Annotated in this window: 15 protein-coding genes; 4 read left to right on the top strand and 11 right to left on the bottom strand. The window is 72.5% G+C overall.

The window, feature by feature from the left end; genetic code table 11:
* Together J7I97_RS15770 and J7I97_RS15775 are read right to left on the bottom strand one after the other, a co-directional pair.
* Positions 1 to 401 (bottom strand): GTP-binding protein (locus tag J7I97_RS15770; protein ID WP_374195475.1); only part of this gene is annotated, 401 nt, incomplete at its 3' end.
* A gap of 14 nt (positions 402 to 415) precedes the next feature.
* Positions 416 to 1,567, bottom strand: a complete 1,152-nt coding sequence (locus J7I97_RS15775) for a citrate synthase/methylcitrate synthase (protein ID WP_214935307.1) — start codon at positions 1,565 to 1,567, stop codon at positions 416 to 418.
* A gap of 61 nt (positions 1,568 to 1,628) precedes the next feature.
* Here J7I97_RS15775 and J7I97_RS15780 point away from each other — a divergent pair, with 61 nt between their 5' ends.
* The 3 genes from J7I97_RS15780 (at position 1,629) to J7I97_RS15790 (ending at position 5,345) form a co-directional block, all read left to right on the top strand.
* Entirely contained in the window at positions 1,629 to 2,954 is a 1,326-nt protein-coding gene (locus tag J7I97_RS15780) for a citrate synthase (RefSeq protein ID WP_374195476.1), read from the top strand.
* A 70-nt stretch (positions 2,955 to 3,024) separates the two neighbouring features.
* Positions 3,025 to 4,641 (top strand): sensor histidine kinase, encoded by a 1,617-nt coding sequence (locus tag J7I97_RS15785; RefSeq protein ID WP_251058845.1) that lies wholly within the window; start codon positions 3,025 to 3,027, stop codon positions 4,639 to 4,641.
* The gene (locus tag J7I97_RS15790; RefSeq protein ID WP_214935310.1) at positions 4,638 to 5,345 is read left to right on the top strand and encodes a response regulator; all 708 of its coding nucleotides are present in this window, start codon (positions 4,638 to 4,640) and stop codon (positions 5,343 to 5,345) included. Before J7I97_RS15785 ends, J7I97_RS15790 begins: the two co-directional genes overlap by 4 nt.
* Positions 5,346 to 5,359: 14 nt before the next feature.
* Here the strand turns inward: J7I97_RS15790 and J7I97_RS15795 are convergent, their stop codons facing one another.
* From J7I97_RS15795 to J7I97_RS15805, 3 genes are all read right to left on the bottom strand, one after another.
* Positions 5,360 to 6,952, bottom strand: a complete 1,593-nt coding sequence (locus J7I97_RS15795; RefSeq protein WP_214935312.1) for a cation acetate symporter — start codon at positions 6,950 to 6,952, stop codon at positions 5,360 to 5,362.
* Positions 6,949 to 7,434 carry a DUF485 domain-containing protein gene (locus J7I97_RS15800; protein ID WP_214935314.1) on the bottom strand — a complete coding sequence of 162 codons (486 nt, stop codon included), beginning with the start codon at positions 7,432 to 7,434 and terminating at the stop codon, positions 6,949 to 6,951. Before J7I97_RS15800 ends, J7I97_RS15795 begins: the two co-directional genes overlap by 4 nt.
* 143 nt (positions 7,435 to 7,577) lie before the next feature.
* Positions 7,578 to 9,698, bottom strand: a complete 2,121-nt coding sequence (locus J7I97_RS15805) for a type IIA DNA topoisomerase subunit B (RefSeq protein WP_214935316.1) — start codon at positions 9,696 to 9,698, stop codon at positions 7,578 to 7,580.
* 446 nt (positions 9,699 to 10,144) lie between these two features.
* Between J7I97_RS15805 and J7I97_RS15810 the strand changes: the two genes are divergently transcribed.
* A complete protein-coding gene (locus tag J7I97_RS15810) occupies positions 10,145 to 10,378 on the top strand; it encodes a hypothetical protein (RefSeq protein ID WP_008743800.1) in 234 nt (77 codons plus the stop codon).
* 115 nt (positions 10,379 to 10,493) lie between these two features.
* On the opposite strand, the gene J7I97_RS15815 is transcribed toward J7I97_RS15810, so the two are convergent.
* From J7I97_RS15815 to J7I97_RS15840, 6 genes are all read right to left on the bottom strand, one after another.
* Complete coding sequence (locus J7I97_RS15815) at positions 10,494 to 11,411, bottom strand: serine protease (RefSeq protein ID WP_214935317.1); 918 nt, start codon at positions 11,409 to 11,411, stop codon at positions 10,494 to 10,496.
* 110 nt (positions 11,412 to 11,521) lie between these two features.
* Positions 11,522 to 13,099 (bottom strand): RNA polymerase sigma factor, encoded by a 1,578-nt coding sequence (locus J7I97_RS15820; RefSeq protein ID WP_214935319.1) that lies wholly within the window; start codon positions 13,097 to 13,099, stop codon positions 11,522 to 11,524.
* Positions 13,100 to 13,595: 496 nt separating this feature from the next.
* Positions 13,596 to 14,462, bottom strand: coding sequence for a FadR/GntR family transcriptional regulator (locus J7I97_RS15825; RefSeq protein ID WP_251058849.1), 867 nt, complete (start codon positions 14,460 to 14,462; stop codon positions 13,596 to 13,598).
* Positions 14,463 to 14,674: 212 nt separating this feature from the next.
* Positions 14,675 to 16,465 carry an ABC transporter ATP-binding protein gene (locus tag J7I97_RS15830; protein ID WP_214935322.1) on the bottom strand — a complete coding sequence of 597 codons (1,791 nt, stop codon included), beginning with the start codon at positions 16,463 to 16,465 and terminating at the stop codon, positions 14,675 to 14,677.
* A 158-nt stretch (positions 16,466 to 16,623) separates the two neighbouring features.
* Positions 16,624 to 17,370, bottom strand: a complete 747-nt coding sequence (locus J7I97_RS15835) for an NUDIX domain-containing protein (RefSeq protein WP_214935324.1) — start codon at positions 17,368 to 17,370, stop codon at positions 16,624 to 16,626.
* 227 nt (positions 17,371 to 17,597) lie between these two features.
* Positions 17,598 to 19,565, bottom strand: coding sequence for a glycogen debranching N-terminal domain-containing protein (locus J7I97_RS15840; protein WP_214935326.1), 1,968 nt, complete (start codon positions 19,563 to 19,565; stop codon positions 17,598 to 17,600).
* Positions 19,566 to 19,723 lie beyond the last annotated feature (158 nt).

Consider the following 19,723-nt stretch of genomic DNA (forward strand, 5'->3'; position numbering starts at 1 on the left):
GACGTAAACGCACCGGTGTTGTGCACCATGCCGCCGTAGCGGACCGCCGGATTCTCGCCGGCCATCAGCATCTTGATCATTTCCTGCGGCTCGGCCAGCCCGCTCGCCTCGATGACGATGACATCGATCCCGTGGACGGGCGCGGAGAGCTTCTCCAGGTACGCGTCCAGCTCGCTGCCGTCGACCGCGCAGCAGAGGCAGCCGCCGCCGAGCGAGACCATCGAGTCTCCGACCTGGCCGGCCACCGACATCGCGTCGATCTCGATCGACCCGAAGTCGTTGACGACGACCCCGATCCGGGTGCCTCCTCTGTTGCCCAGGAGGTGGTTGAGGACGGTGGTCTTGCCGGATCCGAGGAATCCGGTGAGCACGACGACGGGGATGGGCTGCCTGCTGTTCACCCGGCCGATCGTAGTCAGCGCAGCGCGGGCACGGGTTGCGGCGGGGTGGGGCCGGTGTACCGGGCGGCCGGCCGGATGATCTTCGAGTCGGCGGCCTGTTCAAGGATGTTCGCGCTCCAGCCGACCACACGCGCCGCGCAGAAGGTGGGGGTGAACATCTCGCGGGGCAGCCCGCACAGCTCCATGACCACGCCCGCGTAGAACTCCACGTTGGTGTGCAGCTCACGGCCCGGCTTGAGTTCGGCGAGGATCGCCTCGACGTGCCGCTCCACCTCTACGGCGAAGTCCACGAGCGGGCCCCCGAACCGGCGGGCGATATCGCGCAGCATGCGGGAACGCGGGTCCTCGGTGCGGTACACGGGGTGGCCGAAGCCCATGATCCGGTCCCCGGAGAGGACCCGGTCGCGGATCCACGCATCGATCTGGTCCGCGGTGCCGATGGCGTCGAGCGTGTCCAGGGCGCGGCTGGGGGCGCCTCCGTGGAGGGGGCCGGAGAGCGCGCCGATCGCGCCGGTCAGGCAGGCCGCGACATCGGCGCCGGTGGAGGCGATCACGCGGGCGGTGAAGGTCGAGGCGTTGAAGCCGTGGTCGATCGTGGAGATCAGGTACTGCTCGACCGCGCGGGCCTTGACCGGGTCGGGTTCCTGCCCGGTCAGCATGTAGAGGTAGTTGGCGGCGTACGGGAGGTCCTCGCGGGGGTCGACCGGCTCCAGGCCCTGCCCCAGCCGGTGCAGGGCGGTGAGCAGGGTCGGCACGGCCGCGCACGCGGTCAGCGCGTCGGCGGCCCGGCGCTCGGGAGCCAGGTCGTAGACCGGTCGGAAACCGGCCGAGGCGCCGAGCAGGGAGAGCGCGGTGCGCAGCCCGGCGAGCGGGCCGGACAGGGCGGTGGCCCGGGCGAGGGCGGGCAGGGCGTCGCACACCTCGGCGGGCAGGCGGCGCAGCGGGGCGATCTCGGCGGCGAAGGCGGCTCGCTCGGCGAAGTCCGCCGGCAGGGCGCCGCGAACCATCAAGTGCCACACGTCCTCGAAGGTGCGGCTCTCGGCGAGCTCGACGGCCGAGTACTGGCGGTAGTGGTAGAAGCCCTCGCGGCCACGGACGTCGCCGAGCTCGGTCTCGGTGACCACGACTCCCGCGAGACCGCGGGGTACATCGACGGTGGTGTTCATGGATTGACCATCCATGGTTGACTCAATCCCTGTCAATGTTGATTGAATCAATATGTGTAGGGTGGTCGTCATGAACGACCACGCGGACCACGCGGACCAGACAGACCACGCGGAAGAGGCGGACCAGTCGGGTCGGACGGACGGGGCGGCAGAGCAGCGGGGAAGCGGGCGACGGCTCAGCACCCGGCAGGCGGCGGAACTGCTCGGCGTGAAGCCCGCGACCGTGTACGCGTACGTCAGCCGCGGCCAGCTCACCAGCCGCCGCGACCCGGTCGGGCGCGGCAGCAGCTTCGACGCGGCCGAGGTGGAGGCTCTGGCCCGGCGCAGTCGGCGCGAGGCGGCGGCCGCGCCCTCCGGGGAGCTCTCCGTACGCACCGCGCTCACGCTGATCGAGTCCGACCGGTACTACTTCCGGGGCGTCGACGCGGTGGAGCTGGCCTCGCGGTACGCCTACGAGGAGGTCGCCGAGTGGCTCTGGACGGGCAAGCTGGTGCGCGGAGCCCGCTTCACCGCTCCCCCGGAGCCCCTTGCCGCCGCCCGCCGGGCGGTTGCCGCGCTGCCGGAACACAGTGGTCCGGTCGACCGGCTGCGGGTGGCCGTCGCCGCTGCGGCGGTCGCGGATCCGCTCCGCTTCGACCTGTCGGAGGGAGCCGTTCTGGCCTCCGCGCGCTGCCTGATCCCCACGCTCGTCGGCGCGCTGCCCGAGGTGGGCCCGGCCCAGTGGGGCGGGGACGGCAGGCTGGCCCGGCGGCTGTGGCCCCGGCTGACGGCGCGGGAACCGGATCCGGACGCCCTGGCCCTGCTGGACCTGTCCCTGTCGCTCCTCACCGACCACGACCTGGCCGCCTCGACCCTGGCCGTGCGGGTGGCCGCGTCGGCCCGCGCCCACCCGTACGCGGCGGTGTCGGCCGGGCTCGGCGTACTCGAAGGGCCCCTGCACGGCGCGGCCGGGCGGCTCGCGCACCGGATGCTGGTGGAGGTGCTGGAGCGCGGCGGGGCGGCCCCGGTGGTGGCGGAGTACCTGCGCGCGGGGCGCCGGGTGCCGGGGCTCGGACACCGGCTGTACCAGGGCGAGGACCCGCGTGCGGCAGCCCTGTTCGGGCGGCTGGAGGGGCTCCCGCAAGCCGGGCCGGCGCTGGCCGCGGCACGGGAGGTGGCCGCGGTGATGGCCCGGCAGGGGGGCGGGCTGCACGCCAATGTGGATCTGGCGCTGGCGGTGCTGACGCTGTCCTGCGGGATGTCGGCGGAGGCCGGGGAGACGGTGTTCGCGGTGGCCCGGACGGCGGGCTGGATCGCGCACGCGCTGGAGGAGTACCAGGAGCGCCCGCTGCGGATGCGCCCGAGCGGCCACTACACCGGGCCTCGCCCGCCCCAGCCGATGCCCTGACGGGGCCGCGAGGATATCCGTGCACCTGGGACATTCCGCTTAGGCCGAAGGCGGCCTACGGTTGCTGGTCATGCGGTTCCATCTCATGAGCGCTCGGCGCCTCGGGCTGCCCAGACGGGCCGTCTCGCAGATCCTGCTGACCCAGCTGGCCATCGCCGCCGGGGTCGCCGTGCTGGCCACGGGGCTCTTCCTGGCCCCGCTCGGCGCCCAGCTCGACGACCAGGCCATGCGGCGCGCCCTCGCCATCGCGCAGAGCGCTGCGGCCGACCCGTCGCTGGCCGCCGACCTGCTGGCCTCCGGGCCCTCGGCGGACAGCCCGGTACAGTCCTCGGCCGAGCGGATCCGCCGGGCCACGGGCGCCGAGTACGTGGTCGTCCTCGACCTGGACGGAATCCGCCGTTCGCACCCCAGCCCCGACCGGATCGGGCTGCCCGTCTCCACCGACCCGGGCGACGCCCTGGCGGGCCGCGAGGTCATGGAGATCGACGAGGGCACCCTGGGCCGCTCCGCCCGCGGCAAAGTCCCGCTCGTCGCCGCCGACGGGGAGATCGTCGGGGCCGTCTCGGTCGGCATCGCCTACGACAGCGTCCACGACCGGCTGCTGGGCGCCATCCCCGGCCTGCTCGCCTACGCGGGCGGCGCGCTGGCCGCGGGAGCACTCGCCGCCTACCTGCTGTCCCGCAGGATCCAGCGGCAGACCCGTGACCTGGCCTTCTCTGATATCGCCGGGCTGCTCGCCGAGCGCGAGGCCATGCTGCACTCCATCCGCGAAGGCGTGATCGCCCTCGACCGGGGTGGCCGGATCCGGCTGGTCAACGACGAGGCCGCCAGGCTGCTGGGTCTCGCGCCGGACTCCGCCGGCGCCGTCGCCGGGCGCCCGCTGGACGACGTACTCGGCGCGGGCCGGACCGCCGATGTCCTGTCCGGCCGGGTCACCGGCCGCGACCTGCTCACCGTCCAGGGCCCGCGGGTGCTGGTCGCGAACCGGATGCCCACCGAGGACGGTGGCGCGGTGGCCACCCTGCGGGACCGCACCGAACTGGAGCACCTGGGCCGCGAGCTCGACTCGACGCGGGGCCTGATCGACGCCCTGCGCGCGCAGGACCACGAGCACGCCAACCGCCTCCACACCCTGCTGGGCCTGCTGGAGCTGGGCCTGCACGAGGAGGCGGTGGAGTTCGTGACCGAGGTCGTCGGGGTGCACCGCAGCACCGCCGAGCAGGTCACCGAGAAGGTCCACGACCCACTGCTGGCCGCACTCCTCGTTGGCAAGGCCACCGTCGCAGCCGAACGCGGGGTCCCGCTCCGCCTCGCCGACACCGCCCTCCTCCCCGACCGCCTGGTGGACCCCGGCGGTCTCGTCACCATCGTCGGCAACCTGGTCGACAACGCGCTGGACGCGGTCGCGGGCTCGGCGGCGCCCCTGGTCGAGGTCGACATACACACCGAAGGCCGCACCGCCGTGCTGCGCGTCCGTGACAGCGGCCCCGGAGTCCCCGCCGCGCGGCGCGAGGAGATCTTCACCGAGGGCTGGTCGACCAAGCAGCCCAGCGCTCACCGCGAGCGCGGGCTGGGTCTCGCGCTCGTGCGGCGCCTGGTGGAGCGGCAGGGCGGCACGGTCCGGGCCGGCGAGGCAGCGGACGGAGGGGCGGAGTTCTCCGTCGTACTCCCGGAGGCCCTGCGATGAACGAGACCCCGAGCGGCGTCCTGGCCGTACTGGTCGTCGACGACGACAGCCGCGTTGCCCGGATCAACGCGGCGTACGTGGCGAAGGTTCCCGGTTTCACGGTGGCCGCGCAGGCCCATTCGGCGGCCGAGGCCCTGGACTTCCTCGCAGCCCACCCGGTTGACCTGATCCTCCTCGACCACTACCTCCCCGACGAGAACGGCCTCGACCTGGTACGCCGCCTGCGCCAGTCGGGCCACCACACCGACGTCATCATGGTCACGGCCGCCCGCGACCTGGCCACCGTCCAGGCCGCGATGCGCCTCGGCGCCCTCCAGTACCTGGTCAAGCCGTTCACCTTCGGCGGTCTGCGCGCCCGGCTGGAGGCGTACAGGTCGCTGCGCCGCAGTCTGGAGACCGGCGGCGAGGCCGAACAGGCCGAGGTGGACCGCATCTTCGGCGCCCTCGCCTCGGCCGGCGCCCCGAACGAGCTCCCCAAGGGCCACTCCGCCAGCACCGCGGAACTGATCCGCCAGGTCCTCCGCACGGCCGAAGGCCCGCTGTCCACCCAGCAGATCGCCGACCGCGCCGGTGTCAGCCGCCAGACCGCCCAGCGCTACCTGAAGCTCCTCGACCGCACCGGCCTCGTCACCCTGGCTCTTCGCTACGGCGAAACGGGCCGCCCGGAGCACCGGTACAGCTGGCATCCCGCGTCGGGGACCTGAAGGGACCTGAAGGGTCACACCGCGCCGGCTCCGGTCAGGGACCGAACCTCCGTCTCGGCGTGCTTGCGCTCGTCCGGTTCCTCCGCCGAGGTGACCGTCCCCAGCCAGCCCGCCAGGAAGCCCAGCGGGATCGAGACGATACCCGGGTTCTGCAGCGGGAAGTACTGGAAGTCCACGCCGGGGAACAGGGATTCAGGGCTGCCGGACACCACCGGCGAGAGCACCACCAGCAGTACCGCGGGCACCAGCCCCCCGTACACCGACCACACCGCGCCCCGCGTGGTGAAGCCGCGCCAGAACAGCGAGTACATCAGCACCGGCAGATTCGCCGAGGCGGCCACCGCGAAGGCCAGCCCCACCAGGAAGGCCACGTTCAGGTCCTGGGCGAGCAACCCGAGGGCGATGGCCACCGCCCCGATCCCGACGGCCGCGGCCTTCGCCACCGCCACCTCGCTGCGCTGCCTGGCGTGCCTGCGCTTCAGCGAGGCGTACAGGTCGTGCGCGACGGACGCCGACGACGCCAGGGTGATCCCGGCCACCACCGCGAGGATGGTGGCGAAGGCGATGGCGGCCACGAACGCGAACAGCACCGCGCCCCCGGTGGATTCCGCGCCACCGCCCAGATGGGCGGCGAGCAGCGGAACCGCCGTGTTCCCGGAGGCGTTGGAGGCCCGGACCTGCTCCGGTCCCAGCAGCGCGGCCGCACCGAAGCCGAGCACGATGGTCATGAGGTAGAAGCCGCCGATCAGCACGATCGCCCACACCACCGACCGGCGCGCCGCCCGCGCGGTCGGCACCGTGTAGAAGCGGGACAGGATGTGCGGCAGCCCCGCCGTCCCGAGGACCAGGGCGAGCCCGAGACTCATGAAATCGACGCGGGCGGTCCAGCCCCCGCCGTACTTGAGCCCTGGGCTCAGGAACCGGGCCCCGTATCCGCTGCGCTCCGCGGCGCCGGCGAGCAGCTGGTCGAAGTTCCCGTGGAAGCGCAGCAGCACCAGCACGGTCAGGGTGATCGCCCCGCCCATCAGCAGCACGGCCTTCACGATCTGGATCCAGGTGGTGGCCCGCATCCCGCCGAAGGACACGTACACCACCATCAGGGCGCCGACCCCGATGACGGTCAGCGTCCGGGCGGCGGTGCCCGAATCCCCCAGCAGCAGGCCGACCAGGCTGCCCGCGCCGACCATCTGCGCGACGAGGTACAGCACCGAGACGGTGACCGAGGAGGTCCCGGCGGCGATCCGCACCGGCCGCTCGCTCATCCGGGCCGCGACCACGTCGGCGAGCGTGAAGCGCCCGCAGTTGCGGACCAGTTCGGCGACGAGGAACAGCACGACGAGCCACGCGACGAGGAACCCGACCGAGTACAGCATCCCGTCGTAGCCGTAGAGCGCGATCAGGCCGGAGATGCCGAGAAAGGACGCGGCGGACATGTAGTCGCCGGCGATGGCGAAACCGTTCTCCAGTGGGGAGAACAGCCGCCCGCCCGCGTAGAACTCTTCCGCCGAGCCGCGCCGGTTCCGGCTGACCCACGTGGTGATGCCCAGGGTGACCGCGATGAAGAGGCTGAACAGGATCAGCGCGAGAGTCTGGTGTTCGGTGGTCACCGGCCCTCCCCGCGGCTACGGGACCGCTCCTGGCCGCGCTCCTGCTCGAAGACCGTCCAGCGCAGGTCGAGCGCGGCCCTGTCCCGGCGCAGCCGCGCGTGCCGGGCGTAGGCCCAGGTCAGCAGGAAGGTGCTGAGGAACTGGCCGAGTCCTGCCAGCAGGGCCACATTGACCGAGCCGACCACGGGCCGGGCCATCATCCCGGGCGCCGCGGTGGCCGCGATCACGTAGGCGAAGTACCAGAGGAAGAAGCCGACGGTCGCGGGGACGACGAACCTGCGGTATCGGCTGCGGACCTCCTGGAAGGCAGCGCTGCGCTGCACTTCGACGTAGATGTCGGATGCGCCGGGCGCGGGGCGGCCTCCAGGGGCCGGGCGCTGGAGGGCGGTGTCCTCGCCCTCGCCCCAGCCGACGGCCAGCGCGTCGTACCAGGGGTCGTCCAGCCGGATCGTTCCGGCATCACGACCTTCGTGCTTGTCCACCGAACTCTCCTTGCCCGCTGCCGCATTGGCCGCGTGTCCACAAGGATGTGCGGAATGGACGGTTTCCGGACTGGTGTCCCGGCGCTCTTCACTCCTTCAGGTGATGGAGGGAAGAGCGCCGGTGTGCCGGGGAGCCCGTCGGATCAGGCGTCGATGCGCGAGCGGTCCAGGGTCGCCGCGGAGCCGGTGATGAACTCCTTGCGGGGCGCGACCTCATTGCCCATGAGCATGTCGAAGACCGACTCCGCCGAATCCAGGTCACCGATGTTGATCCGGCGCAGGGTACGGAACCGGGGGTCCATGGTGGTCTCCGCCAGCTGGTCTGCGTCCATCTCGCCGAGACCCTTGTAGCGCTGGATCGAGTCCTTGAACCGGATGTTCTTGCGCTGGAACTCGAGAAGGGTCTGGCGCAGCTCGTTGTCCGAGTACGTGTAGACGTACTTGTCCTGGCCCTTCTTGGGCTGGACGAGCTCGATCCGGTGCAGCGGCGGCACGGCCGCGAAGACCCTGCCCGCCTCGACCATCGGCCGCATGTACCGCTGGAACAGTGTGAGCAGCAGGCAGCGGATGTGCGCGCCGTCGACATCGGCGTCGACGAGCAGGACGATCTTCCCGTAGCGGGCTGCGTCGATGTCGAAGGTGCGGCCCGAGCCGGCTCCTATGACCTGGATGATCGCGCCGCACTCGGCGTTCTTGAGCATGTCCGAGACGGACGACTTCTGGACGTTGAGGATCTTGCCGCGGATCGGCAGGAGTGCCTGGAATTCCGAATTCCGAGCGAGCTTGGCGGTACCGAGGGCGGAGTCACCCTCGACGATGAAGAGCTCGCTGCGCTCCACGTCGTCACTGCGGCAGTCGGCCAGCTTCGCGGGCAGCGAGGAGGACTCCAGCGCGGTCTTGCGACGCTGCGCCTCCTTGTGCTGACGGGCCGCGATGCGGGTCCGGGCGGCCGCGACGATCTTCTCCATCACGGAGCGGGCCTGCTGCTTGTCGTCCCGCTTGGTGGAGGTCAGGAACGCCTTGAGCTCCTTGGCGACCACGGCGGAGACGATCCGGGTGGCGGCCGAGGTGCCGAGCACCTCCTTGGTCTGGCCCTCGAACTGCGGCTCGGCGAGGCGGACGGTGATGACGGCCGTCATGCCCTCCATCGCGTCGTCCTTGACCACGTCGTCCTCGGCCACGCGCAGCAGCTTCGCCGAGCGCAGCACCTCGTTCACGGTCTTGGCGACCGAGCGCTCGAAGCCGGAGACGTGGGTGCCGCCCTTGGGGGTGGCGATGATGTTCACGAAGGACTTGACGTTGGTCTCGTACCCCGTGCCCCAGCGCAGGGCGATGTCCACGCCGAGCTCGCGGGTGACCTCGGTGGGGGTCATGTGGCCGCGGTCGTCGAGGACCGGGACGGTCTCCTTGAAGGTGCCCGTGCCGGTCAGGCGCAGCACGTCGCAGACGGCCTTGTCCTGGGCGAGGTACTCGCAGAACTCGCTGATGCCCCCGTCGAAGCGGAAGGTCTCCTCGGTCTTGCCGGCTCCGTCGATGCCCCGCTCGTCGCGGACGACGATGGTCAGGCCCGGGACGAGGAAGGCGGTCTGGCGGGCGCGCTGGTACAGCGTCTCCAGGCCGAGCCGGGCGTCCTTGAGGAAGATCTGGCGATCGGCCCAGTACCGGACCCGGGTGCCCGTCTTGCCCTTGGCGATCCGCTTGACCTTGCGCAGGCCGTTGGCGGGGTCGAAGGGGCTGTCGGGGCCCTGCTCGGTGAACATGCCGGGGACGCCGCGGCGGAAGCTGATGGCGTGCGTGGAGCTGTTGCGGTCGACCTCGACGTCGAGGCGGGCGGAGAGTGCGTTCACGACGGAGGCGCCGACGCCGTGCAGGCCGCCGGAGGCGGCGTACGAGCCGCCGCCGAATTTGCCGCCGGCGTGCAGCTTGGTCATGACGACCTCGATGCCGGACAGGCCGGTCTTGGGCTCGGCGTCGACCGGGATGCCGCGGCCGTTGTCGCGGACCTCCACGGAGGAGTCCTCGTGGAGGATCACCTCGATGTGGTCGCAGTAGCCGCCCAGGGCCTCATCGACGGAGTTGTCGATGATCTCCCAGAGGCAGTGCATCAGGCCTCGGCTGTCGGTGGACCCGATATACATGCCGGGGCGCTTGCGGACGGCCTCGAGGCCTTCGAGGACGAGCAGGTGCCGCGCGGTGTAGTTGGAGCCGTCCCGGTCTGCTCCGGTCAGCAGTGCGCTGGAAGGCACGGACGTGTCGGCGGTCACGCAGTTCGCTCCTCGCTGAATTTCTTTTCTGGCCCGGTCGGGCGCAGGGGTGGCTGGGGTGCCCGTCAGAGGGTACCGAGGCCTGGTAGAGCCGATGCAACGCCACCCTCGCCCTTCATCAGCCTAGTGCAGACCCGCACGCACGTTCGATCCCCCGTGGGGGTGAAGCAAACATCACGTTCCCTTCCAGGCATGAACCATTTAGGGTTCGGGCACGTCCTCATGAACAACCGGCACTCACGCCGGGGTGGACGGGAACTGCTACAAGCGAACGACTGACAACGCGAAACCGTAAAGCAACGCAATACGGCTCCTTCGCCGCCAACCGGCAACAGCCGGCCAGCTTCGGAAGGAAGTTTCGAGGAAAAGCCGCGAGCGGGAACGTTTTCGGCCTGGTTGGATGTTGACCCTGGTACGACAGCTCGTCGAGCTAGAGAAGAGGCGACGTGACTACTGTTCTGACACCCGCGACCCCGCTGACGGCCGCTGACCGATGCGACCGTTGCGGCGCCCAGGCATATCTGCGCGTCGTCCTGCTGAGCGGCGGTGAACTGCTCTTCTGCGCCCACCACGGGCGCAAGTTCGAGCCGGAACTCAAGAAGATCGCCGCGGAAATACAGGATGAGACCGAGCGGCTCACGTCCGCTCCGGCTGTAAACGCCGACACCGAGGACCGCTGACACAGGCCTATACCTCGCATCCGACGAGCCAGGACCGGCCAGGCCGGTCGACGGGCGGGACCTCTGAGACCCAGGGGTACCGCCCGTCCTCATGTTCGATCCGGGCCGACGTGCGCTATGGCCCCTTGGCGGCCCATGCCGAGGGTCCGGAGGCGCCGCGGGCCCTGTGCCGGGTGTCCAGCCCGATCCCCCGCTGCAAGGCCGCCTCAGGGCCGCTCGCGAAGCCGGCCAGTGGGGCGATCCGGGTGTAAACGCCCGGGCTGTCGGCGCGCCCGCAGCCGCGCCCCCAGGAAACCAGCCCGATGAGCCGGCCCCGGGCCACCAGCGGCCCCCCGCTGTCCCCCTGACAGGCGTCCTTGCCACCCTCCTCATCCCCCGCGCACAGCATGGAGTCGGCCCGGTACTGTCCGTCGGCGTCCCCCGGGTAGGCGGCCCGGCAGGCCTCGTCCGACAGCACCGTCACCTGCGCGGCGCGCAGACCGTAGGAGTAGTCGCCGAACCCGCTGGTGTCGCCCCACCCGTACACATCCGCCTCGGTCCCCGCCGCGTAGCCGGGATGCCCGGCCGCGGCCATGGGCAGTACGTCGTGCGCCGGCACGGCCTCGGCGAGTTCCAGTACGGCGAGATCCCCGGCATTGCTCCGGGGGTCGTAGGCCGGGTTCACCCGGGCCGCGCGCACCGCGATCTCCCGGCCCTCGGTCGCGTGCAGCTCCGTCCGCCCGGTGATCACCCGGAAGTCCGTGACGGATTCGACCGGGCCACCCAGCACCTGGCGGCCGAGGCAGTGCGCCGCGGTCAGCACCTTGGTCGGGCCGACGATCACGCCCCCGCAGAACTGCCCGCCCCGCGTACCCCCGAACCGGTCACGGCTGGCGAGGGCCACGACCCAGGGACTGTCGGCCACCTGCACCGGCTTCCCGCCGATCACCACGCTGTCCGCGGCTGCCTTGGGACCCTGGGCCAGCGGCGCCGCGGCCGCTCCAGCCACCAGGGTCAGCGCGCCCGCCAGAACACGGGCAAAGGGACGACGCATGTGGCCTCCTGACTCCGAGTGTGCATGACTCCACCCAGAGTGGGATGCCCGGTGGCCGTGCGCACCCGCGCGGCCACCGGCGTACGCCGCCCCTCGGCGGCTCGGGCCGGTCAGTCGAGGTAGTCGCGCAGGACCTGGGAGCGGGACGGGTGGCGCAGCTTCGACATCGTCTTGGACTCGATCTGGCGGATCCGCTCACGCGTGACGCCGTAGACCTTGCCGATCTCGTCGAGGGTCTTGGGCTGGCCGTCCGTGAGGCCGAAGCGCATCGAGACCACGCCGGCCTCGCGCTCGCTGAGGGTGTCGAGCACCGAGTGCAGCTGCTCCTGGAGGAGCGTGAAGGAGACCGCGTCGGCCGGGACGACCGCCTCGGAGTCCTCGATCAGGTCGCCGAACTCGCTGTCGCCGTCCTCGCCGAGCGGGGTGTGCAGGGAGATCGGCTCCCGGCCGTACTTCTGGACCTCGATGACCTTCTCGGGGGTCATGTCGAGTTCCTTGGCCAGCTCCTCCGGGGTGGGCTCGCGGCCCAGGTCCTGGAGCATCTGGCGCTGCACGCGGGCGAGCTTGTTGATGACCTCGACCATGTGCACCGGGATACGGATGGTGCGGGCCTGGTCGGCCATGGCGCGGGTGATCGCCTGCCGGATCCACCACGTCGCGTACGTGGAGAACTTGTATCCCTTGGTGTAGTCGAACTTCTCGACCGCGCGGATCAGGCCCAGGTTGCCCTCCTGGATCAGGTCCAGGAAGAGCATGCCGCGGCCGGTGTAGCGCTTGGCGAGGGAGACCACGAGGCGGAGGTTGGCCTCCAGCAGGTGGTTCTTCGCGCGGCGGCCGTCCTCGGCGATGATCTCCAGCTCACGCTTGAGCTTGGGTGCCAGCTTGTCGGAGTTCGCCAGTTTGTCCTCGGCGAACAGACCCGCCTCGATGCGCTTGGCGAGCTCCACCTCCTGCTCGGCGTTGAGGAGGGGCACCTTGCCGATCTGCTTGAGGTAGTCCTTGACCGGGTCGGCGGTGGCGCCGGCCACGGCGACCTGCTGGGCCGGTGCGTCGTCCTCGTCGTCCGAGATGACGAAGCCCTTGCTCTCGCCGCCGTCCTCTTCGTCCTCGGCTTCGGCCTTGGCCGCGACGGGGCCCTCCTCGGAGGACTCCTCCTCGCCGGCCTCGTCGGCGTCCTTCTTGGAGGCGGTCTTCTTCGCCGCCGTCTTCTTCGCGGCGGTCTTCTTGGCGGGCGCGGCCTTCTTCGCCGCCGTCTTCTTCGCCGCCGTCTTCTTGACCGGGGTCTCGGTTGCGGGCTCCTCCGCCAGGGCGTCCGAGGTGGCGGGCTCCGCCGTATCGGCCTCCGACGCCGCGGCGGCAGCCGGCGCGGCCTCCGTCTTCGCCGCGACGGTCTTCGTGGCCGTCCGCTTGGCCGGGCTCTTCGCTGCGACGCTCTTGCGGGTGGCGCGCTTGGGCGACTCCGCGGCACTGACCATCAGCGTCACACCCTCTTCCTCGAGGATCTGGTTGAGGCTGCGCAGAACATTCTTCCACTGGGTCGCAGGAATCTGGTCAGCCTCGAAGGCCCGACGCACGTCATCGCCGGCGATCTGCCCCTCGGCCTTGCCCCGCTCGATGAGCGCCATCACAGACTCGGAATCGGCGATCTCCGGCGGGAGCGTACGGGATGTGCTGGCCGACACGAACAACCTCTCGGAACGATGGGAACGGCTTCCGACCCCGGCCTGGTGGTGCTCGACCGGAGCCGACGACCACCGACTGGGGATGGGCCGGGGGCGCGGGCAGGGGCCGGGGAGCTGCACAGCACCCCCAAGGGCTGCTGTATTCCCTCCGTCGGCCATCACCTCTTAAGTCATCGCGTGACGTCGCGGAGCGTTACGCCCAATCTTCGTGGCCCGAGTCACACCCCGTTTGCGCCAATGCCGGTCATACGGTCATACGCGCGGGCAAAGCGGCCCGCGGGGGTCGGCCGGCGCAGCCCGAGAGACGGCCGCGGCGCTGCCGGGCGCCGGTGTCGCCGGACACCTGTGCGGCCGGACACCTGTGCGGCCGCACAGGTGTGCCGCCGGACGCCTCTCCTGTGCTGCCAGACGACTCTCTCGCCGGACACCGGTGCGCCGGGCCCTCCCCCAGGCCCGGCGACCTGTGCGCACCCCGCGCCTCTGCGCCCCCGCGCGTTCGCCGTCAGTGCTCGCGCGGTGCGGGGACCACGCGCTCGACCTCCGGATGCACCATCAGGAGCTGGCGCATGGCGTTCTCGGCGCCCGTCGCGTCGCCGGCGGCGAGGGCCTCGACCATCCGCGCGTGGTGCGCGACGCAGGTCTCGCCGGGCCGGTCGCAGGCGGTGATGGGGCTGCCGGAGACCTGGAGGGCGGAGGAGACGATGCCCGACAGGTGCTCCAGCATGCGGTTGCCCGCGACCTGGATGAGGAGCGCGTGGAACTCATTGTCGGCGCGCGCGAAGGTGATCGTGTCGCCCTGGCCGAGGGCGTGCCCCATGATCTCGACCATGTCGGCGAGGCGCTGCTGGATGTCCGGGCGGCCGTGGCCGGCGGCCAGGCGGGCGGCGAGCGGCTCGATGGTCCAGCGGAGCTCGTTGAGCTCGCGGCGCTGCTCGTCGCGCTGGGGGCCGAAGGCCCGCCACTCGATGATGTCGGGGTCGAGCAGGTTCCAGTCGGCGACCGGTCGGACCCGGGTGCCGACGTTGGGGCGGGCGCTGACGAGGCCCTTGGCCTCCAGGACCCGCAGCGATTCACGGACGACCGTACGGGAGACCTCGAAGCGCTGGCCGATCTCCTCGGGGACCAGCGGGCGGTCCGCGCCGAGGTCGCCGGAAACGATCATCTGGCCGAGCTGCTGGACGAGTTGGCCGTGGAGTCCGCGACCGCGGCTGCCTGCCGCGCGGCGCCCGACCCGGCTCAACTCGACGTCGCCTCCGTCCCAGTGGGGCACTCCGACGCGGTCGGACCCGGGGGTCTCCGCGTAGGGGTAGCGGTCGAGTTCGCCCGAACCGGCGAGGCCTGTGTCGGCATGGCGGGCGGCGGTCATCATGGTGTGCGCAAGGGTACTCACGAATCCTTTGTCGGCCGTGCCTTCATCGCCCTTGAGGTCTTTGGTGAAAAGCACACGAAAGGGTGATCGGTGCCACCTGCGCAATTGACGACTTATCGTAAATAACCGGGCCTTTTACGTGGAGTTGCGGTCCGCTTCGCGTGATGCGGACTACAACGGTCTCGTTGGCGCCTCGTCTCGCCTCGGAACGGTCACCAACGGACTCGGCTGCGCAGTCCTGTGAACCCATAGGCGCACAACAGGACCATCAGCGACAACACCAGTGCCGTCCCGACGGGTTGTGCCATCACCCGTAGGGCGCCCAGGACCAGCCGGTCGGCCTCCGGGGGCCACTGTGCCCAGGACAGGCCGCGCAGCCGGGCCGCGAGTCCGCGCGCGGGGTACGCGGACGGCCCGTCGAGCACCTTGCGCACCAGCGGTACGACCATCACCGGTACGGCGAGCACCGCGGCCAGGCCCGCCGAGGCGGAGCGGAAGACCCCGGAGGCCAGTACGCCGGCCCAGGCGCAGCCGATGAGCAGGCCCGCCCAACTCGCGGCCGGGGAGACCCACTCCGCCGGGGAGCGCAGCGGGCCGCTGTCGAAGACGAGCTTCAAGGCGGCGGCGTCGGCGGCCACCGCGAGCGTGCCCAGCAGCAGCGCGAGGACGGCGGTGACGGCGAGCTTGGCGGTGAGGAGTCCCATCCGGCGCGGCACGGTGCCGCGGTCGGCGGCCAGCGCCGGGTAGCGGTACTCCTCGCCGAAGGCCAGGGCCCCGAGCAGTCCGGCGCCGAGGGCGGCGGGCGGCAGCGGCAGCAGCTCCGGCCAGGCGGCGAGCAACCGGTTCTGCGAGGTCTGGCCGGTGCGGGCCAGCGCCAGGGCGGTGACGGCGGAGGCGACGACGACAAGGGCCGCGGTCAGGGCGGGGGCGGCCGTGCCGAAGACCCGGCGCAGCTCGTAGCGCAGCGGCCGCAGCGGGCCGCCGACCCGGCGCACCGTCGAGGCGGGCCGCCCTGAGCGGGCGTGCCGCCGCTGCCCGCCGGAGGCCCGGTGAGGCCCCGCGGCGGGCTCGGCCAGGGCTCCGCCTTCGGCACAGGCGGCGGTCTCCGGCGGAGGCGGGGACGCAGGCGCGCCGGCGTCGCCCGTCTCGTCGGCGAGCTGGTGGACCAGCACGCCGTGCCGGAAGGCAGCCTCGCCGACCTCCGCGCAGTTGCTGCCGTAGACCGACAGCCTGCTGCCGCTCTCCTCCACGATCTCCACCGCGCGCTGGGCGGCCCGGGCCTCGCGGCCCAGTACGTCGGCCAGCCGGGCGGCGTGGGGGGTGCGCACGGCGACGCGCGGGCGCAGCCGGGTGCGGGCGAAGTCCGCGGCGTCCTGGTCGGCGACGAGCCGGCCCGACTCGATGGAGACGACCCGGTCGGCGCAGCGGGCGGCCTCCTTCGCGTCGTCGGTGGTGAAGAGCACCGCGCCGCCGAGGGAGGCGTGGCCGCGCAGAAGCCCGTGCAGCCAGCCGCGTTCGCGTGGGGAGAGTCCGGCGGCGGGCTCGTCGAGGATCAGGGTGCAGGGGTCGGCGAGCAGTGCCGCGGCCAGTCCCACCCGGCGGTCCATGCCCAGGGAGAGCGACCCGAGGCGCTGGTCGCGCAGACCCGCGATGCCGACGACCTCCAGCATGGTGTCGGCCCGGGAGGCCGGCACCCCTGCGGCGGCGCAGAGCATCCGCAGCTGGTTGCGGACGGTCCGCGACGGGTTGCCGGGGACGTCCCCGAGCAGCACGCCCACCTCACGGCCGGGATGCGGGATCCGGTGCAGCGGGCGACCGCGGAAGTAGGTGACGCCGCGGCCCGGTTCGAGTTCGAGCATGAGCCGCAGCGCGGTGGTCTTGCCCGAGCCCGGATCTCCGAGCAGGGCGGTCACGCTCCCGGGACGGGCCTCGAAGGTGAGGTCGTCGACGAGGGGCGGGAGGTCTCGACGGGGTGTGCTGGTGAGTCCGATGGCCTGGAGCATCGCTTCTCTCGCGGGGGGTGAGACCGCTCTGCGGCACGGTGGGTACCGCAAGCAAGATAACGCGATATGTCCGATTTTCAACGCAGCCGCTCCGCGCCGTTCCCGCCATTGCCCTCGGTGGCGCCGTTCCCGCTGCCGCTGTTGCGGCTGTCGGGGCGTCAGACCTCCGGGCGCAGCATCGGCGGGTTGAGCAGGGTGGCCCCGCCGGCCCGGAACAGCTGAGCGGGGCGGCCGCCCTGACGCGTCGTCGTCCCCCCGGCCGGCACCAGGAACCCGGGGGTGCCGGTGACCTTGCGGTGGAAGTTGCGCGGGTCGAGAGCCACTCCCCAGACGGCCTCGTACACCCGGCGCAGCTCGCCGACGGTGAACTCGGGCGGGCAGAAGGCCGTGGCCAGGGAGGAGTACTCGATCTTGGAGCGGGCTCGCTCCACGCCGTCGCCGAGGATCCGGGCGTGGTCGAACGCGAGCCCCGCGGACGCCTCGTCGTCAGGCGCCAGGAGCTCGTCGACGGGCGCCCAGCGCGCGCTGTTGGCGTCCCCGCCGGCCCGGGGCGCGGGCAGGTCAGGGGCCAGCACCAGGTGCGCCACGCTGACCACCCGCATCCGGGGGTCCCGCTTCGGGTCCCCGTACGTGGCGAGCTGTTCGAGGTGCGCCCCGTTGTCCACGCCGGGCACGGCCGGGTCGTGCGCACAGAGCCCGGTCTCCTCGGAGAGCTCCCGGGCCGCGGCCGCCGCCAGATCCTCCTCATCGCGCACAAAGCCGCCGGGCAGGGCCCAGCGCCCCTGGAACGGCTGCTCACCCCGTCGGACGACCAGCGCGCAGAGCGCGTGGCGCCGCACGGTGAGCACGACCAGGTCGACGGTGACGGCAAAGGGCGGAAAGGCCGACGGGTCGTAGGGCGACATGCCGCGATCATAGTCGTCTGCTTGACGATAAACAGAGCTTTGGTGATCCCGAAGACGGCGATCCGTAGCCGACACGTGTCTTCCGGATGCTGTCGACCACCCCGGCCCGGCCCGAAAGCCACCCCCTGGACCGTGTCCGCACAGCGGCGCCCGGGGGTCCCGCAGGGCGTCGCTGGCCCGGGGGCGCCTCCCAGCGGCAGCTGGGAGAGGCGATCCGCGGACACGAACTAGCCACCCAATTGCAGCGCATCTGCGGCCTCCTCCACCATGCCGAGGCCGAGCCGGCTGATCCGGACGGCGAAAGGTTCCCCGGACACCCGCAGGCCGGACAGCCGGAGGGCGCCGAGTGGGGCGCCGGGGAGCGGGGAGAGGGCGACCGTGCCCGCCGGGGCGTCCGGGCGGATCCCGGCGAGTGCGGTCAGCACATGGATCCCGGCGGCAGCGGCCACCGCCGCCGGGCGGCAGGCCGCCGGGTGCGGAAGCGGCGCGCTGCCCGAGGTGCGCTGCTCGGCCGCGTACATCTCCGGCAGCCGGTACCCGAAGGTCTCGGCCGCGTCCAGCAGGCCCCGGAGCAGCCCGGCGGCCTCCTTCTCGAAGCCGGCCTGGGCCAGGCCGGCCACCGCGACGGCGCTCTCGTACACCCGGACCGCGCCCGAGCGGTGGCCGAACGGGTTGTGCCCCGGCTCGCGGGCCGCCATGCTCCTCAGCCCCCATCCGGAATCCATTCCGGGGGCTCCGAGCAGCCGGGCGAGCTGCTCCGTACGGACCCGGTCCAGCAGCCCCGGGGCCAGCCGGCCGCCACCCAGCAGTCCGGTGTCGAGCAGATGGGCGGCAGCCCCCGTCAGCCGGGACAGCGGTCGCCCGTCGGGGTGCAGGGCCGCCGCGGGCCGGCCGCCGTCCGGGCCGTCGACCCAGAAGCGGTCCCGGAACTTCTCCCGCAGCGCGGCCGCCCACTCCCGCCACTCCTCAGCGCCGGGCCGCCCGCATCCGGCGAGCAGGTCGGCGCCGAGCAGCGCGGCCCGGTGGGCGTGGGCCTGGGTCTCGCAGCGCCGCGGTCCCGGGTCGGGGTCGGCCAGGAAGCCGTCCTCCCCCAGGGCCCCGCGCAGCCAGTCCAGGCACCGCTCCGCGGCCGGGAGCAGCCTGTCCACCTCCCCCTCGGGCATCCCCCACCGCCGGGCCTCGGCGAGCACCGCGGGGAAGGCGAGGGTCGCCTCCGTCCCGGTGCACCCCGGCGGCAGCTGGGGGCCCGCCCCGCGCAGCGGCCCCGGGATCTTTCCGCCACCGGGGCTGCGCCCGCCGGCCTGGGTCCGGGCCAGGGTGCGCAGGGTGGCGGCGGCGAGCCCGGTGCCGAGCGGCAGCGCCATCCTGGCCGCCCACAGGGACTCCGCGGGAGCCAGTCCGAGCCGCCACGGCACTCCGGCGGCCGCGAAGGCGTCGCCCGGCTCGTCGGGATCGCGCAGCAACAGTGCGCCCAGGTCCTCGATCCCGGTGCGGAACCAGGCTTCGGCCCTAGGGTCGTCGCCCTCGGCGCGGGCGTCGGCCAGTGGATTGGCCACGTGGCCGGCCGGGGCCCGCGTCGTGCGGTCCTGCGTGGTCCGCAACTCGATCGTGCGGGTCTCGCCAGGACCCAGTTCGAGCTGCCACCGCAGCAGGCCCGCCGAGGCGAGCGCGTCGTCCGGGGCGGGCTCGGCCGCGGTGACGGCCTGCGCCTCGCCGGTGCTCCAGCGCAGCCCACAGGTGTGCACTCCGGCGGGCAGCTCGGGCCCGGCTCTGCCCGCCGCCACTGCGGCCAGCTCGGCCAGGTCGGTGCCCAGGGAGACTTCCACGGGCAGGCGCAGCGGCCGGGCCGCGAAGCTGCGCAGGGTGATCCGCTCGGTGCCGTCCGCGTGCCGGATCCGCTCGACGCCGATGTCCGGGTCGGGTCCGGCCTCGGCCCCGGTGCGGACGGTGGCGGTGAAGGCGGCCCGGTCGGCGCCGAGGCTGCGCCCCTGCACGGCGACCGGGTCCCGGCCGCCGACGCGCAGCACACACCGGGAGAGCAGCCGGCGACCCGAGCGGTAGATCCCGTCGATCCCCTGCCCGGTCAGCTGGCCGTGCTCCGGGGAGATGACGAGGCTGGGCGCGGCGACACAGATGACGGCCCCGTGCACGGGCGGCAACTCGGGCCTGCGGGCGGGAGGTACGGGATGAGCCATGCGGTGCCTTGTCTGCGCTCCGGACGGATTCGCGGGGCGGCGGCGCGGCCGGGCCCCCACCACCCCCCAGCTGAACGCCCCCACCCCCGCCCGGGTCACGGGCCCGGGGGGCGGCTGCGCGCGGCGAGGGTGACGTGTGCGGCGCGGGGCCGCGCCGA

The organism is Streptomyces sp. ISL-87 (assembly GCF_018614095.1).
Lineage (GTDB): Bacteria > Actinomycetota > Actinomycetes > Streptomycetales > Streptomycetaceae > Streptomyces.

Coding starts and splice junctions, on each gene's coding strand:
- J7I97_RS15775 (WP_214935307.1), bottom strand. CDS start 1,567: ATGAACACCACCGTCGATGTACCCCGCGGTCTCGCGGGAGTCGTGGTC.
- J7I97_RS15785 (WP_251058845.1), top strand. CDS start 3,025: ATGCGGTTCCATCTCATGAGCGCTCGGCGCCTCGGGCTGCCCAGACGG.
- J7I97_RS15790 (WP_214935310.1), top strand. CDS start 4,638: ATGAACGAGACCCCGAGCGGCGTCCTGGCCGTACTGGTCGTCGACGAC.
- J7I97_RS15815 (WP_214935317.1), bottom strand. CDS start 11,411: ATGCGTCGTCCCTTTGCCCGTGTTCTGGCGGGCGCGCTGACCCTGGTG.
- J7I97_RS15825 (WP_251058849.1), bottom strand. CDS start 14,462: ATGATGACCGCCGCCCGCCATGCCGACACAGGCCTCGCCGGTTCGGGC.
- J7I97_RS15830 (WP_214935322.1), bottom strand. CDS start 16,465: ATGCTCCAGGCCATCGGACTCACCAGCACACCCCGTCGAGACCTCCCG.
- J7I97_RS15835 (WP_214935324.1), bottom strand. CDS start 17,370: ATGTCGCCCTACGACCCGTCGGCCTTTCCGCCCTTTGCCGTCACCGTC.
- J7I97_RS15840 (WP_214935326.1), bottom strand. CDS start 19,565: ATGGCTCATCCCGTACCTCCCGCCCGCAGGCCCGAGTTGCCGCCCGTG.